The 17,036-nt window shown below is 42.8% G+C and carries 9 protein-coding genes; 7 read left to right on the top strand and 2 right to left on the bottom strand.

Annotated elements, in window-relative coordinates; translation table 11 throughout:
- The first annotated feature begins 44 nt into the window (after window positions 1-44).
- The 7 genes from F3J22_RS29190 (at window position 45) to F3J22_RS29220 (ending at window position 14,466) form a co-directional block, all read left to right on the top strand.
- Complete coding sequence (locus F3J22_RS29190; RefSeq protein ID WP_167021504.1) at window positions 45-3,374, top strand: SusC/RagA family TonB-linked outer membrane protein; 3,330 nt, start codon at window positions 45-47, stop codon at window positions 3,372-3,374.
- 13 nt (window positions 3,375-3,387) lie between these two features.
- A complete protein-coding gene (locus F3J22_RS29195) occupies window positions 3,388-4,821 on the top strand; it encodes a RagB/SusD family nutrient uptake outer membrane protein (protein ID WP_167021505.1) in 1,434 nt (477 codons plus the stop codon).
- 21 nt (window positions 4,822-4,842) lie between these two features.
- The gene (locus tag F3J22_RS29200; protein WP_167021506.1) at window positions 4,843-6,303 is read left to right on the top strand and encodes a TlpA disulfide reductase family protein; all 1,461 of its coding nucleotides are present in this window, start codon (window positions 4,843-4,845) and stop codon (window positions 6,301-6,303) included.
- Between the two features lie 803 nt (window positions 6,304-7,106).
- Window positions 7,107-9,302: a peptidase domain-containing ABC transporter gene (locus F3J22_RS29205; RefSeq protein WP_167021507.1), complete on the top strand. Its 2,196-nt coding sequence runs from the start codon at window positions 7,107-7,109 to the stop codon at window positions 9,300-9,302.
- 12 nt (window positions 9,303-9,314) lie between these two features.
- Window positions 9,315-10,655: an HlyD family secretion protein gene (locus tag F3J22_RS29210; RefSeq protein WP_167021508.1), complete on the top strand. Its 1,341-nt coding sequence runs from the start codon at window positions 9,315-9,317 to the stop codon at window positions 10,653-10,655.
- Window positions 10,656-10,969: 314 nt separating this feature from the next.
- Entirely contained in the window at window positions 10,970-12,589 is a 1,620-nt protein-coding gene (locus F3J22_RS29215; protein ID WP_255492094.1) for a vitamin K epoxide reductase family protein, read from the top strand.
- A 536-nt stretch (window positions 12,590-13,125) separates the two neighbouring features.
- Window positions 13,126-14,466, top strand: a complete 1,341-nt coding sequence (locus F3J22_RS29220) for a hypothetical protein (RefSeq protein ID WP_167021510.1) — start codon at window positions 13,126-13,128, stop codon at window positions 14,464-14,466.
- Between the two features lie 116 nt (window positions 14,467-14,582).
- Here the strand turns inward: F3J22_RS29220 and F3J22_RS29225 are convergent, their stop codons facing one another.
- Both F3J22_RS29225 and F3J22_RS29230 read right to left on the bottom strand, forming a co-directional pair.
- Window positions 14,583-15,116: a DUF1877 family protein gene (locus F3J22_RS29225; protein WP_167021511.1), complete on the bottom strand. Its 534-nt coding sequence runs from the start codon at window positions 15,114-15,116 to the stop codon at window positions 14,583-14,585.
- Between the two features lie 154 nt (window positions 15,117-15,270).
- Window positions 15,271-16,938 (bottom strand): lectin, encoded by a 1,668-nt coding sequence (locus F3J22_RS29230; protein WP_167021512.1) that lies wholly within the window; start codon window positions 16,936-16,938, stop codon window positions 15,271-15,273.
- Window positions 16,939-17,036 lie beyond the last annotated feature (98 nt).

The following is a 17,036-nucleotide window of genomic DNA, read 5'->3' on the forward strand; positions in this document are numbered from 1 at the left end:
CTATATAAGCGGGATTATTAATCAACTATCAACCAAAAAAAGCTATGCTTGTAAAAAAGCCAGGGAGACGACTCCATTCGCAGCGATCAGGTAAGAAAAAAGTAAGTGCAAAAACGTTCGGTTTATGTCTGCTGTTCTGCTGCTTGCTTGCAGGAGTACAGTCTTTTGCTCAGAAGGTGACCATGAGCCTCAGTGGAGGCAGCATGGAGAAAGCTATCCAGGAAATTGAGAAAAAAACAGGACTTAATTTCGTGTATGGTAAAAACCAGTTGAAACAGGCAGGCCCTGTAACAATTGCAGTAAAAAATGAGGAGTTGGATGCGGTGCTGAAATTATTGTTTAACAACCAGCCACTGAGTTATTCCAGGTCTGGTAATTTTATTGTAATCCGTGCAAAGGAGCCCGAAAATGTGGCTCCAAAGCAGGAAAAAGGTCTCACGGTAACGGGTACTGTAACAGATGAAAAAGGTAATCCTTTGCCATCTGTATCTGTTGTTATTCCAGGTACGCCCTTCGGCGCCATGACGGATGAAAAAGGGCACTATGTGCTGAAAAGTGTACCGGAAAATGCCAGCATAGTATTTTCGTATGTTTCCTTCAACAACGTGACCCTGCCTGTCAATAACAGAAGTGTTATCAATACCTCGATGAGCCAGGTCGTGAAGGCGCTGGATGAAGCGGTGATCATTGGTTACGGTACTACTACCAAACGTTTGAATACAGGATCTGTAAGTTCTATTACGGCCAAAGAAATTTCCACACAGCCGGTATCCAACGTGCTGGCAGCCTTACCTGGCCGTATTCCGGGTGTACAAATCACACAGGCAAACGGTTTGCCTGGTAGCGCTGCAGTAGTGCAGATCCGTGGCCAGGGCTCCATGAACAATGGTAACCTGCCACTGTATATTATCGATGGCGTACCTTTCACCAACTATAGCGGCGGACAACCAGTATCTGACAACATGAACGCATGGGGTACCAGCGGTGCCAACGGTGGTATCAGCCCTTTCAGCATGATCAACCCGGATGATATCGAACGCATGGACATCCTTAAAGATGCCGACGCTACTGCTATCTATGGCGCAAGAGGTGCGAACGGTGTTATTCTCATCACCACCAAGAAAGGTAAAACAGGTAAAACAAGGGTTAACGCCAACGTATATACGGGCTCAGGAAAAGTAGGCCGCTTCATCCCAATGATGAACACGCAGCAGTACCTCGAGCTGAGAAAAGAGGCATTCGCCAACGATGGCCTTACTCCTACTACTGCCTCTGCGCCTGAACTTACACAATGGGACCAGAACGCCAACACCGACTGGCAGAAACTCCTGATTGGCGGTACTGCACGTTCTACGGATGCACAGGCTTCTGTTTCAGGTGGTGATAGCAAAACACATTACCTCCTGAGTGGCGGCTATCATAAAGAAACAACCGTATATCCGGGTAATTTCAATGATATGCGCCTTACCGGCCGACTCACAGCAGATCATACTTCTTCCAACAATAAATTCTATATCAGCACCACGGTTAACTATTCCAATGATAACAGCGTGCTGCCTACCAATGATCTGACACAATACTATAACCTGCCACCAAATATGCCGCTGTATGATAAAGATGGCAACCTGGCATGGGTAACAGGTTTTAACAACCCGCTGGCATTGCTCAACAGGAAGATCTATAATACTACTTCCAATTTTATGGCAAGCGCCAATCTCCGCTATACCATCATTAAAAATCTTAATTTCAAACTGAACGCAGGTTATTCCACCACCGGCCTGGACCAGAACGCAAGAAATCCTGCTTCTTCCTATAACCCGGTGAATAATCCTACCTCTTCTGCGATATTTACTACTAACAAAACACAGAACTATATCGTAGAACCTACGCTGGATTATACCTACGACTGGGGCAAATCTACCCTGAATGCCATGGTGGGTGGTACTTTACAGCGGAGTCTTTCTAATGGTAATTACCTGAATGGTACTAACTACAGCAGCGAAGCATTGCTGGGAACACTCGCAGGCGCCGGTCTGGTAACAGTTTCCAGTAATAACTACTTCGATTATAAATACGCTTCTGCCTATGGCCGTATCAATTATGGCTGGGACAGAAAATACTTATTGAATTTAACTTTCCGCCGTGATGCCAGCTCCAGGTTCGGACCTGATAACGCCATCGCCAATTTTGGCGCACTGGGTGCAGCATGGGTATTTACACAGGAAAACTTCTTTACAGATCATCTGACCTGGTTAGACTATGGTAAAGTGAGAGCCAGCTATGGAACTACCGGTAACGACCAGATTACCAACTATACCTATCTGCCATTATTATCCTCTGCAGGAACCTATCAGAATCAGCTGGCCCTATACCGTGGCGCCCTGCCTAATCCAGGTGTAAAATGGGAAAGCACTAAAAAGCTGGAATTCGGCCTGGAACTGGGTATGCTGAAAGATAATATCAAATTCACCGGTGATTATTACCAGAACAGATCCAGCGACCAGCTGTTGTCTGCCTCACTGGCAACGCAGTCCGGCTATAACAGCTATGTGGTAAATATGCCGGCTTTGGTACAAAACAGTGGTGTTGAACTGGAACTGAATACGCTGAACCTGAAGCGCTATAACTTTGGCTGGAGTACCTCTTTCAACATCACCTTCCCTAAAAACAAACTGGTGAGCTTCCCTGGTATTGAGAACTCTTTTTATGCCAGCAGCTACCTGGTAGGTCAGCCTATTGATGTAGCCAGGAAATATGTTTATACCGGCTATGACCCTAAAACAGGTATTCCGCAGTACCAGGACCTGAACAAAGATGGTGTTATTGATTATAACAATGATCGCAAGGTAATTAATGCAGGTACGCCGTTTTTTGGTGGCATCAGCAATACGTTTAGTTATCGTCAGTGGGATTTCTCTTTCTTCTTCCAGTATAATCACCGGAATGGTGCTACCAATAACATCAACACGCCACTTGGTAACAGCAGAAATAACCAGAATGTCAGTGTAATAGACAGGTGGAGAAAAGCAGATGATGTAGCTGCGTTTCCGGCTGCCACCTCTACTTCCGGCAAACCTATCTATAACGGCTATACGCAATACAGCAGCTCTACCGCCTTATGGGGGGATGCGAGCTACCTGAAGCTGAGATCTGCGAATATCAGCTACAGCTTCCCGCAGGCATGGCTGAAAGCAATGAAGTTCAGCAATTTCAAGGTGTATGCAGAAGCGCAGAACTTATTTACCTGGGCAAAGAACAAATACATATACGATCCTGAGACCAGCGTTTCCGGCGGAGCGCCAGGACTGGGAACCGGCGCCATTGCTATGCCGCCGCTCAGAACTATTGTATTCGGTGTTAATTGTTCATTCTAAAATCTGATTAGTCATGTTATCATTCAAAATAAATAAAAAGGCGATTGCAATTTTGTTGCTGAGTGGCTGTACCTTTTCTTCCTGCAGACGACTGGTAGAAATAGGCCCGCCTGTGAATCAGGTAGGACTTGACCAGGCTTTTTCTTCAGATGCTACTGCTACCAGCGCCATACTGGGTATTTACAATAACAGCAGTGCAAGGTCTATGCTGTTTCCCATGACAGAGATACCAGGTTTATCTTCAGATGAGTTGCAGAATAATATTCCGGCTGCTGCCTACGATGAGTTTGGCAATAGCGCAGTAACGATCACCAATACGTTGGCGGCAAATCTCTGGTACTATTGTTATGCAGTAATTGCGCAGGCGAATGCCATGCATGCCGGTTTGGAAAGAAGCGACAAACTTTCTGCTTCTGTAAAAAATCAATTGCTGGGAGAAGCCAAGGTATGGAGAGCTTTTATGTTCTTCCAGCTGGTCAACAACTTTGGGGATGTACCAATGCCGTTGACAGATGACCCTATTGGTAATGCCACGCTTGCACGTACGCCGGCAGCTACGGTTTGGGTACAGGTGATCAAAGACCTGACTGACGCCACTACGCTGCTCACAGACGCTTATCCAAGTTCGCTGAGAGGAAGAATCAACAGGCAGGTAGCAAACGCGCTGCTGGCAAGAGTATATCTATATACCAAAGATTACAAAAACGCAGAAGCTACTGCGAGCCTTGTGATCGGCTCAGGAATATATAGTCTGAATAAAGACCTCAACAGTGTTTTCACTAATACCAGTAACGAGATTATGTGGCAGCTGGCTACCACTACTGGTTTATCTATTTATACAACCAACCAGGATAACGCCGGCGGGAGCTTTGCTGCGCCTGCCGGTTCAATTCCGGGCGTAACCCTGAAAGACACCATCTACAACACATTTGAAGCTGGTGATCTCCGTAAGACCAACTGGGTAACGCGTACCGCAATTGCAGGCAGTAATTACAATGTTATCTCCAAATACAAACAACGTGTAGTCGCTTCCGGTGCTACCCTTGGAACCGAATATAACGTGATGCTGCGTTATGCAGAGCAGTTCCTGATCCGTGCGGAAGCACGGGCGCAGCAGGGATTGAATGCCACTGCCATCGCCGATCTGGATACTATCCGCGGCAGGGCAGGATTGCCTGTGCTTAACAACGCGCTGGATAAAGCAGGTTTGCTGGCAGCCGTAGAACAGGAACGTAAAGCAGAGCTCTTCGGCGAATGGGGACATCGCTGGTTCGACCTGAAACGTACGCCTAGCCTGGTGAGCCCGACCAGTAAAACACGCGCAGATGATGTGATGAGCGGTATCAGGCCTGCTACCTGGACCAGCACCGATATCCTGTATCCGATACCGGATGCACAACGTGTGGCCAATCCTAAGCTGACCCAGAACCCGGGATATACTAATTAATAGTTAAATCAATTACCAATTATGAAAAGACTAATTCCCATTTTATTATGCGGTGGCCTGCTGACGGCAGGTGCCGCCGGGGCACAGCAGAAAAATAATGCTGACACCCTGCAGCAATACTATCGTAAACTGGCAATGGGCAATGATCAGGACAAAGCCCTGCTGGAAAACAAGATGTATGCATTGCTGAAGACTGCTAAGAAAGAAGATGATTATAGCACTGCTGCCAATATGTTCTTCGCCATGAAGAAAAACAAAATCAGTGATTCTATTTTGGTGGTGGCTAAGAAACGATATCCTGCAGGTGCATTGGTTCGCACCGATTCTGTGCAGACGGTCTATAATGAAAAAGATCCTGTAAAGAAAGAAGCGCTGTATAAAGCCTGGGTTAAAAAATTCCCGCCGGAGAAATTCGGTCCGGACAGGATCGTGTATGACTATGCCCGTAACAGTGTAGCTTCTGAGTATGCAGTGGCAGACAATGTAGCTAAAGCAGTAGAATATGCTAACATGACTGAAACAGATGTATGGAAAGGCGAAGGCTGGGCAGGTGTTGCCAACAGGTTGGCGAAGAATAAGCATTATACAGAAGCAGCTGAACTGATGAAAAAAGCCATTGATCTGTCTTACAGCTATCGTACGGTGAAGAAGGATGCTTATGGTGCTCAGTTTGCCGCAACCGGCTATCCTGGTTACCTGTCATCTTATGTAAATATGCTGTTCGAACAAAAGCAGTATGATTCGGCACTGGTATATATCAAACGTGCAATAGACGCTGAAAATCCGGTACGGCCAGGCGTAAACGAAACCTATGCGAAGATCCTGCTTTATAAAGGTGACTATGCAGAGGCTTTCAGTCGCCTGTCTGCTATTGGCGCTGCCGGTATGCTGAACGGCAACAGTAAGAAAATGCTGGAAGAGGCATATGCCAAAGTGCGTGGCAACGGTGGTTTTGATGCCTATGTTGATTCGCTGAAAGGTGGATTGGATGCTAAGATGCGTGAAGAATTTGCAGCAAAGATCATCAACGAAACAGCACCTGATTTCGTGTTGAAAGATGTGGATGGCAATACCGTTAAGCTGTCGGACCTGAAAGGAAAAACAGTAGTGCTGGACTTCTGGGCTACCTGGTGTGGCCCATGTAAGGCATCTTTCCCTGCTATGAAAAAAGCACAGGAGAAATTTAAGAATGATCCGAATGTGAAGTTTTTATTTGTACATACCTGGGAAAAAGATGATAAAGCCATTGTTAATGCAAAGCAATTTGTGACCAGCAATAACTATCCGTTTGAGGTGCTGATGGATTTGAAAGATCCTGCTACCGGCGTCAATAAAGTGGTGGAAAGCTACAAGGTGACAGGTATTCCAACAAAGTTTGTGATTGACAAAGCTGGGAACATCCGTTTCCGCTTTACAGGTTTCAGTGGTGGCGATGATGCAGCTGTTGCGGAAGTAGCGGCGATGATTTCATTGGCGAAATAATTTTGTTAAGCAATATACGCAATGGTCCGACCATCTCTTCGAGATTGGCGGGTCATTGCGTTATATGCGATTGGGAGGATGAAGTCCCACCATTCGTTGATATTACTCATATGAAATCAATTTTAAAAATGCAGACCCTTTATGTAGGCTTTTTGGGCTTTCGATGTTGAATGCCAGCTATGTAAATTATCAGATGTTAGCAATTAAAGGATGGTCGTTTTCTTCATCCGTTTCAATTTAAATCGGGATAAATATCGATTGTGAAATTGAGTAAAAAATGCTGACAGGATAATTTTTATGAATCCTGTGAAATGTAATTCGCTGCTTGGTTTGCAGCGATATGGACTTCTATTTTTTAAACTTTTTGTACAGATGGAATGATCTTGAAAATACGTTTTATTGCAGCGTTTGTTTTGGATTTTATACTAGGAAATTTTGTCAAAAAAAACTTTGTGATAAAATAGTATTTTAAATATTTAGGTTTAGGTTAACCGTAACCCAGAAGATGTGTGTACAGCAGGTGTTGATATTATGTTTTTGCTTAGAAAGAAATAATTGGCGGTATTTATTTTTACTTATCTGTTCCATGTTTTTATTGCTGGATTTTTTGTTTCTCAGTTTTTAATTTTAATTTTTCCGAACATTATTCGTTTAAATAATATTGTTAACATTTGAATTTATCCGTCGACTTTAGATAGCAGTTTGAATGCCGATGACTGAATGCCCTTATCTTACTGTTGTTAGAGTATACTATCCTTGAACCGTTTTAAAAACTCAATGAAGATTGCTTCAGATTACTACCCATGAGTTTCCCATTTTATCAACAATATGATGTGATGGATTGTGGCCCGACATGTCTGAGAATGATTGCAAAATACTATGGTCGATCAATCAGGCAGGAACAATTAAGGTCATACTGTCAAATTTCAAAAGAAGGAGTTTCTTTATTAGGGATTAGTGAGGCTGCCGAGAGGATTGGCCTTAGGACACTTGCTGCCCGAATTACATTTGATCAGCTGCAACATGAATTGATACTTCCTTGTATAGTGTATTGGAAGCAGTCACATTTCATCGTTGTATATAAGGTTTCTTCCTCCTATATTTTTGTGGCCGATCCTGCACATGGAAAATTAAAACTAAAGCATAGTGAATTTATGGCCGGATGGAGCCCGCATAATATGTCAAATGAGGGCATAGGTGCGGTTTTGGCAATTGAGCCAACACTTGAATTCAAATCTGCAACATACGAAAAGGATAACCAGGATACTCGCATAGGGGTGAGGAAGGGGATAGATTACCTGTTGCAGCATCGCCAAATGTTTTTTCTCCTACTTATCGGATTGTTGCTAATTAGTCTGTTTCAGGTTGTTACACCTTTTTTAGCCCAGGCAATTGTGGACGTAGGTATTGCTACGTCAGATATGAACCTGGTAATGTTGATATTGTTAGGTCAGGCAATGATTCTGGTCGGAATGACCGTCATGGAGTTTTTACGAAGTTGGACATTGTTGCATGTTAGTGGCAGGATTAATCTCACTTTGCTGACGGATTTTTTTGTGAAGTTGATGAAGCTTCCATTGTCCTATTTTGATGTAAAGCAGGTGGGAGATATTTCACAACGGATGAATGATCACCGGAGAATAGAGTCATTTATGTCGGGTACGCTGGTAAGTGCCGTTTTCGCTCTTGTTAACTTTGTTGTATTTACCTTCCTGATCATTTCTTATGATGTTACAATATTTGTGACTTTTCTGATAGGTAACCTGTTATATTTCCTTTGGATATTCATGTTTGCAAAAGTTAGAAAGAAACTGGATTACCAAAAGTTTGATAATGGTGCTGAAGGCCAGAATGCGACGATAGAAATTATTCAGGGAATGCAAGAAATCAGGTTGAATAATTGTGAGAAGACAAAAAGATGGAAGTGGGAGATGATTCAGGCAAGAGCATACCGAATTAATATACGTTCGATGGTTGTTGATCAAATACAACAAGGAGGAGCACTTTTTATTAATCAGGGCCGAAATATTATCACCACTTTTCTTACCGCCAAAGCAGTCATTGATGGTAGACTGACTTTAGGAGGTATGGTAGCTATTCAATATATAATTGGGCAATTGAATAGTCCATTCCAACAAATGATTCAATTAACACAATCACTTCAGTTTGCCAAGATTAGCCTGGACAGAGTAAATGAAATACATGCATTGGTGGATGAAGAGCAGCATGAGTCACTGCTGTCTAATGAACTTCCTTCCCGTTTGGATTTGACAATTAGAAACTTGCATTTTAAATATCCAGGTGCGGGGAATGAAGATGTTCTTCAAAATTTGAATATTCTGATCCCACAAGGTAAAACAACTGCTATCGTTGGCCTTAGCGGAAGTGGTAAAACAACGCTATTAAAGCTACTGTTGAAAATTTATAATCCTACTGCAGGTGACATTAAATTAGGTAATGGCAGACTGTCCGATGTTAACAGTAGTGTCTGGCGCCGGAATTGTGGAGTAGTTATGCAAGATGGTTACATATTTTCTGATACAATTGCCGCCAATATTAGTATATCGGATGAAATGACAGATATGGAAAGAGTGAAACTGGCGGCGCAAACAGCATGCATAGATGAATTTATTGAGTCGCTGCCATTGGGTTATAATACTAAGATCGGAGGTAACGGAAATGGAATAAGTGCCGGGCAGAAGCAAAGGATATTAATAGCAAGGGCTGTTTATAAAAACCCCGCGTTTATTTTTCTTGATGAAGCTACTAATGCATTAGATGCTATTAATGAGGCAAAAATACTTGATAATCTTAAGAACTTTTTTATTGGTAAAACAGTGGTGGTGGTTGCACATAGGTTGAGTACCGTCAAAAATGCAAATCAGATAGTTGTAATGGTGAAAGGTCAGATCATAGAACAAGGGACACATGAAGAACTGACTGCCGCCCACGGGAATTATTATGCGCTCGTAAAAGAACAACTTGCTTTAGGGAATTAAACTTGCTTTCATATGCCTATTCAACCAAGGTCAACAAATATAAATAGTTTTCAAAGTGAAGACGTTCAGGATATTGTAGGAAAGCCGCCAAGAGGACTTTTGCGTTGGGGTATTCTGGGGTTTCTATTTGTTGTGGTACTACTATTTATTACAACGTTGTTTGTTAAGTATGCTGATACCATTCCTGCTGCATTTAAATTGACCAGTTGGAATAGCCCTAAGGCTGTTGTAAGCCGTGTTAGTGGTAGAATTATGCATACAGCCGTAGAGCGAAATCAAATGGTGAAGAAAGGCCAGGTATTGGCCTATATGGAATCTGTAGCTGATCATGAAGAAGTCTTAATGCTATCAAATGAGTTAAATACTATATGGAATTTAGGACAAGACGGAAAGTGGGGGGAGATTTCAATAGAACCTGGAAAGTATAAGAACCTCGGAGAAATCCAGACATCATACAATGCCTTTTACACGGTATACATCAAGGTTCATATGATTCTTGGGGATGGACTGTTTGAAGCCCGCAGAAAATTGCTTTGTCAGGAAATTAGTAGTAACGATGAACTCAGGGAAAGTATTTATCGTCAGCAGCAGTTATATGATACTGAGTACAATGTAGCATTACAGGATCTTAAAATGAAAGAAATGCTATATGAAGATAAAGTTATAGCACCCACCGAATTAAGGATGGAGCAGTCTAAGATGCTGCAACGAAAAATTCCAATGGAAAGCGTATCGTCTTCTTTAATATCGAATACAATAAATAAACTGTCCAAAAAGAAAGAGCTGTTGCAAATGGAGAGTGATCTGGTGCAGTTAAAATATGATTTTATGCAGGCACTGACAACTTTGTCCACAGAAATAGCTACATGGAAGAAGCTCTATCTTTTGGTGGCACCAATTGATGGCAGGATAGTAATGCGTGATCAGGTTCAGGAGAAACAAGAAGTGCTGTCAGGGGACGATATCTTCTATGTTGCTCCTGCATGTTCCAATTATTTTGGAATACTTAAAATGCAACAGGAAAGCTTCGGTAAAATAGCGGTAGGGCAAGCAGTGTTAATCAGATTGTCGAGCTTTCCTTTTCAGGAGTATGGGAAGCTGAAGGGGGTTGTTTCGTCTATAGGTGATATTCCGGATAAAGATGGACAGTTTTCGGTGATAGTTACTTTGCCTCCACATTTAAGAACAGATAGAAATATGGACATTCCTTTTCGGGATGGCTTAATTGCCGACGCAGAAGTGGTGACAAAGACAGAACCCATTTTATATAAATTTCTCTATGCAATGAAAAAGGTATTTGATGCAGGTAAGCTGAGAGAAAAGAAAAAACCGGCTAAAGGTGAAGGGGCATAACTGAGATACGATATGAGGCTGTAGCGATTTGATTTTTTTTAGTGCCTTTGAAAATGAAGGCCATTGCTTGTGGTGTTTTTATGAAGGTAGATGTTGCGCTGATTCTTGAATGGCATATCGGAATCGTGCTGAAATAAGTGTAAGGTGTGGTAGCTGTTTTCCTGCATATTTTTTTATAAACTAAATAAATACCCATCGTTAACTCTTTCTTGCTTTGTTGTTTTAAGTGAGATGAAATGTTGACACAATTAAAATTTGCTTTAAGTAGTCGTTTTAAGTTAATAGACATAACCTTTCAATTAAATTATAGTCAGATGTCCATTTTTTTGCTAAACAAATTGGAGAATCACAACTGTGTGAATGTTACCCGAGCGCTCGCACAATGCTTTAAATTGAATATCACACAGACGTTACTGTCAAATAAATTAGGTGAACATCCGGAGTTTCCGAGTTTACTCAGTATTAGTGATACTTTAATGCATTTAAATGTTGATAATATTACCATTCAGGGTAGACGAGAAGAATTGTTGAAGTACCCGACACCATTTCTGACACAGGTAAATGCCGGAGTAGGTAGTATGTTTACCGTAATCAAAAGCATCACGGATGAAAAGGTGGTGTATTCGGCTTTTACTTCCCAGAAGTGGAAGGAAATTTCGTTGGATGATTTTTTAGAAACGTGGACGCCTGTTGTTACGTTTGTTGAGCCTTTGGATCAAGCTGGGGAAATTAACTATAAGGAAAATAGAAGAACTGAAATTAAGAAGCAGATATTGAACATTGCTCCAATTGCTATATTGATATTTGCTCTTTTGGCAACAATTTCCAATAAGTTTTATACCAATGGAATTTCGGCATGGATAAATGCTTTATTTATGTTGTCGAAATTTGCAGGAACGGCAGTGTCTTTTTTAATTTTGTCGTACGGTCTTAATAAGGAGAATTCAACGCTCCAGAAGTATTGTCAGTCTGGAGAGCATATTAATTGCGAGGCTGTCATGAATTCCGGTGCCGCAAAAATTGGCGGCTTTATTTCAATGGGAGAGGCGGCCTTTTTCTATTTCTGTGGTGGAATGATAATGTTGCTTTTCTCTGGTTTGACTGCTGAGTCCATTGGTATACTGTCTTTATTAAGTCTGACCACCATACCTGTGATAACATTTTCCTTGTACTATCAGTGGAGGGTTATTAAACAATGGTGTTCCTTTTGCTTAGTGATAATTTCTATCCTTGTTATGGAGGTTGTTCTTTCATGTTATTCAGCCTCAACTAATTTGGACTGGAGTAAAGTTAATTGGATTTCATTTTTGTTGTCATTCGCCATTCCTTCCCTTTCATGGCTGCTTGTCAGAGATGTTTTTTTATCGTCACAGCAGTCTGTAGCCACTAAAACAGAGTTGACCCGGTTAAAAACAAATCAAACTGTTTTTGAAAATATGTCGGTTCGCCAGAAATATATTGGCGATACAGCAAAGGGATTGGGCATTCTCCTGGGTAGTAACAACCCACGTCATGTCATAACTAAAGTGTGTAATCCATATTGTCCGCCATGTGCGAAATCCCATTCCGACATTGAAGAATTACTTTCATTGGGAGATGATATTCAGGTACAGATTATTTTTACGGCCTCTAATGATATAACAGATGTAAAAAGATCACCTGCAATACATCTGGTAGCAATCGCGCGTCTAAATGATACGGCCTTACTCAAAGATGCATTACATGATTGGTATTCCAATAAATATACGAGCTATACTGCATTTGCAGCGGTCTATAATATGGTGGATGACCTGGATTCGTATGGGCCTGAGTTAGATAAAATGAAATCGTGGTGTAATGAGATAGAAATCAATTTTACACCTACATTTTTTATAAATGGATATCAACTTCCTGATATCTACACTATTGCTGATGTGAAAAATTTTGTCGTATAAATAGCACAACGATTTTGGTATACTGGTCATTGTAGAAAATACCAGTTTTTTTTAATTTAAAAATGAATAAACTATGCGAAAACTCAGATTAAGTCTTGAGTCCCTGCAAATTCAGGAAGACCGCGTTCTGTCAAGAGAAGAATTGAAGCGGTTAGTAGGAGGATCTACCGCGGAAACCCAATGCGGATCAGAAGGTAAATCTTGTCCAAACGGACAATGTTGTTCTGCATATGGCTATTGCGGAACAGGGCCGGTCTATTGTGCCTGTGATGGTGCTAACGGTAGCGGAAACTGCGCTTACATGGCTCCTGGAGAAGGTAACTGGTCCTTTGGATATTCTGCTGAATGTGCCCAGCAAATCGCCTCGGCACTAGGGGGAGCCTGGTGCTGTTCTAGTTGCTGATAATACAGCTTCATTGAACAGATAGACTAGTTAAAACAATGGCCTGCACAATTTCATGTTCAGGCCATTGTCAGCGTTTATGTTCGATTTTGACCAGCCAACAATTGGCAGTAACTCAATCCTCATTAATATCATGCCTAAGATCATATCTTTCTGGATTATTTTCCTCCTGTATGTACAAGGAGTTGCTCAACCCAAAACAACCATTTTGTTAAAAGTCCGACCTGGAGAATTAATGAACTTCTATTACTATGATTCTTTCCAGGATCAGCATAGGTTGGCTGCAAATGGTGGAATGAAAGACACGCTATATAAGTTCGATTTGAATATTTCTGCAGCAACCATTCTGGTTTACAATATCCGCACGTTTAGCCCTTACATTATTTTTCCCGGAGATTCTATTCTCTTCTCCTACACAGATAAGGTTTTGCTTCCTCATAACCTGAAAAGTATGCAGTATCCGGCTGACCTGGTATTTATGGCCGGATCAATCAATAATGCCTCCGGCTATTTCGGCCCCTATGCAACACAACCCGTAAAACCTGGAATGTCGATATTAGGGCTGGCTGCCAGGCAAAGTAGTATTGAAAAGCGTTTTCTAAACCAGATGGCAGTATTAGACAGCACAGAAGAGCAAGGTAGATTATCAGCAAGGATGAAGGCATATGCGAAAGTGCATATTACTTACCTGAGATATTTGGCTACATATCTGCCCTATATGCTGGAAGGAAAGGCGGAATGTATCAACGGCTTGCCAGTACAGGATTCAATGGTTTTTAAACGGGATAGTTTAATGGAGAATTATTATTATAGAGAGGCTGCTTTTGCTTATTATAAATTTTTATTACACTGCAAAAATATTTCGGCTGCTATTGACCTTGAAAAATACTTTTCGCCCAAAACATTATCCTATATATTATTTGCCGATATGAAAACAGGTAAATCTGCAGGAATTGTTTGGAAGTTATGGCGTAGTACACATCGTGAAGCAGATGTTTATTCCTATTATTTGCAGCGATTACAAGATACTGTTAGTTTCGGTAGAGGGGAGCTGGTTACGAAAAACAGCCCTTCGGATACTATTCCTACTATTCCTAATCGGTTATTGTATATCGACTTTTGGGCTTCCTGGTGTGTGCCGTGTAGAGAAGAAATGAAAAGGTGGGAAGAACATCGGGCAGTATTATCGGGCATGAGAACTATCTATGTATTTATGTCAATAGATAAAAATATTATGGCGTGGGAAAATGCCTCCAGAGAGGATAGGCTGACAGATTATTCTTATAATTACTGGGTAAAAAGTAAAGATTCCTTGTCCATTGCAAGGAAAATTGGTGGGATTAAAACAATCCCGAGATATTGCATTTGCTTTAATGGTGAAATATTGGTTCCTGATGCACCGCGTCCATCTAGTCCGGAACTATTACCCTTATTGAAGCGGCTTGAATCCATCTATTTGAGCGCTGAGCGGTGATAGGGATCTTCCTATGTGAATAGAAAGGTTACTTAACTTTGAATTTATAGTTGCTGCGGTGCAATTGAATTTTATCAGCAGCTTTGCGCCGTGAAGCTTTCCTCCTTTGCGGGCAACTATTCGATAGTACTCAGCAGGTAATATTCATTTTCACTGGCAGAGCGGAAGATATCTTTTAAAGCTTCGAAGTCGGGGATAAGGATGGTGATATGTTCTGTTAACCAGAATTCCGGGTAGATGTGATTTGCATTGAGTTCTTCCGGGCGGTAGCAGTCGAGGATGGCGCTGGCGGAAATTGTTTCCAGCAGGTTGTTTATTTCTGTTACCATGGAAGGAGGGATGAATGGCAGTACATAATCTACTGCGTTGAGCAGGTCGTCGGTAATTTCTTCTACATTAAAATCTACATGGTTGAGGGCGCAGGAGGGGGTGAATATTTCTCTTACCAGGGCCATATGTTCGTTGCCGGTAGCCTTGTTGATCAGGTATTCGAGTGCCATAAAGGTTTTGGGGAAGCTGGTGTCGCTGATGGCAAACTTCCACGGGGGCGTACCTTTCTCACTGGTAGAGAGCCGCAGGAATGCAGATACCTGCAATTTATAGATGGTTGCCGTTTGTGCCATTGAATAGTTGTGTTTGAATAATGACATTAAATTAGGAAATTTTTCCCGCCTGCCATTCAAATAATCCAAACATAGCATCGTGGTAATATTATAAAAAAGACTACCGGGAAATAGAACATGCAGGTAGTATTGCGAAATGCTCCATTTTCCGGTAGTCTGGTTATGTCACCTCCATGGGGGATTATTGGTTGACCCTGAATTTCTCCGTTGCGGTGATGGTGGTACGGGTGCAGGTCATGTTGGCGGTACCGCCTTCGCTGCTGACGTAGGCGCCGTTATTGCCGCGCAGGGAAATGGTGCCATCGCCGTTATCGATCCAGTCGAACTGTTCCCATGGGCCGATGGCTGTTCTGTTACAGTTCATGGCCTGGGTACCGTTTTCGGAGCAAACGTAGTAGCCGCTGTTTTGCAGGGTTACTTTGCCGCTGGTGCCGGGATTGACAACGGTAAACTGTTCCCAGCCCTGTGCTACGGTGCGGTTGGCGTTCATATGCGTGGTGGCATCTTCACTGCTTACATACAGATTGTTGGAGCTTTTCAGTGTGATGACGCTGCCATAGGGCGCCGGGATGCTGGTGCCGCCAACTATAGGCGCTGTAGGGCGTGTAGCCGTTAGTGCTATCTGGCCTTTAAACATTTTGCCACCATCGCCGGTGAGGCGGAGGTAGTAGTCGGAGCTGCAGGCAGTACCATCTTCATCCAGTGTTACAAAGCCGGAACCGGCAGGGATGAGTGAGCTGTTAGGCGCAGTTTTAGCGATCTGGTTGCCCTCGTTGTACTCATCAAACATGGAAATATAGATAGCTTGTGCACCGAGGCGGGTCATGTTATAGAACTGACGCCACATGAAATCGCCGTGCACACGCTGGTGCTCCTGGAGGTCGCCGGGAAGCACACAAGGTTGATAGTCGATGCCATTGCTGTTGCAATAGCTCTGGTCCTGTGTTTGTACGTTGGTATAGAAATTATCTACATCTGATACATTACCGATACGGCCTATCATCCATGGGGAAAGCATGTTGAATGCGTTATAAACAGAGATATAGCCGGCCCTGGAGTCGCTGTTGCCGTCGCGCCAGTGGGTGGGTACACCGCCAATGACGTAGCAGCCCTGGCTTTTGAACCAGTTAATAACGTCCAGGCATACACTGGCAGACCATGGGTGGTTGTCATCATTGAACCCGAAACCCCAGATACATACCACTGGTTTACCATTTTGTTTTGCATAGGCAGATGAGGACGTGTATGCAGACATTTTATTTGTCCAGTCGGCCTTCATTTCTGTTTGCATATTGGTCCAGCCGCTGGCGTCGTACATGATATAAAATTTGCGGCCATATGTTTCTGCGGCTGTTTTCACTTTTGCGGTGATGGCATCGCGTACGGGGCCTTCGCCGCCGGTAGGATTAAAACGCTGTAATGCAGCACAGTCGATATTATTTTGCTGCATCCAGGAAAATTGCGTGTTTACTGTCTGGTCGTTAAAAGAAGAGAACAGGTTGGCGGTGCTGCCGTTGTTCAGATTTGCCCATGCGGTGGGGTAGGTGGTGGTATAGTCGCGTACATCAGGCCATGATTTGATACCATTATTGGAAGAAGAAGGGGAGGCGCCCCAGTTTTGTGTCCAGTGCCACCAGGCGTTGATGGGGGAGCCATCGCCGGTAGCGGCGAACCATCCCTGGTAGCCGACGGTGATTTTGCCTACTACGTCGCCTACAGGAGAGCCTACTGTGGCCAGGCCCGCTTTTTTGTTACCGTTTAATGATTGAAGGGTATTGGCTTCCTGTTTGTTACAGCCGGAAATGATGAATACAAGGGTTACGAATAGCAGTTGAAGCTTGCGTATCATGTTGTGGAATTAATAGATGAATAAATAGTGATACTACCGTGGAGGTGACGGTCTAATCAGCGATAGCCAGGAGGATGTCGGCCAGATGGTTCTTCATT

It is taken from the genome of Chitinophaga sp. Cy-1792 (assembly GCF_011752935.1).
Taxonomy (GTDB): domain Bacteria; phylum Bacteroidota; class Bacteroidia; order Chitinophagales; family Chitinophagaceae; genus Chitinophaga.

Coding starts and splice junctions, on each gene's coding strand:
- F3J22_RS29220 (WP_167021510.1), top strand. CDS start 13,126: ATGCCTAAGATCATATCTTTCTGGATTATTTTCCTCCTGTATGTACAA.
- F3J22_RS29190 (WP_167021504.1), top strand. CDS start 45: ATGCTTGTAAAAAAGCCAGGGAGACGACTCCATTCGCAGCGATCAGGT.
- F3J22_RS29195 (WP_167021505.1), top strand. CDS start 3,388: ATGTTATCATTCAAAATAAATAAAAAGGCGATTGCAATTTTGTTGCTG.
- F3J22_RS29200 (WP_167021506.1), top strand. CDS start 4,843: ATGAAAAGACTAATTCCCATTTTATTATGCGGTGGCCTGCTGACGGCA.
- F3J22_RS29230 (WP_167021512.1), bottom strand. CDS start 16,938: ATGATACGCAAGCTTCAACTGCTATTCGTAACCCTTGTATTCATCATT.
- F3J22_RS29205 (WP_167021507.1), top strand. CDS start 7,107: ATGAGTTTCCCATTTTATCAACAATATGATGTGATGGATTGTGGCCCG.
- F3J22_RS29210 (WP_167021508.1), top strand. CDS start 9,315: ATGCCTATTCAACCAAGGTCAACAAATATAAATAGTTTTCAAAGTGAA.
- F3J22_RS29225 (WP_167021511.1), bottom strand. CDS start 15,116: ATGTCATTATTCAAACACAACTATTCAATGGCACAAACGGCAACCATC.
- F3J22_RS29215 (WP_255492094.1), top strand. CDS start 10,970: ATGTCCATTTTTTTGCTAAACAAATTGGAGAATCACAACTGTGTGAAT.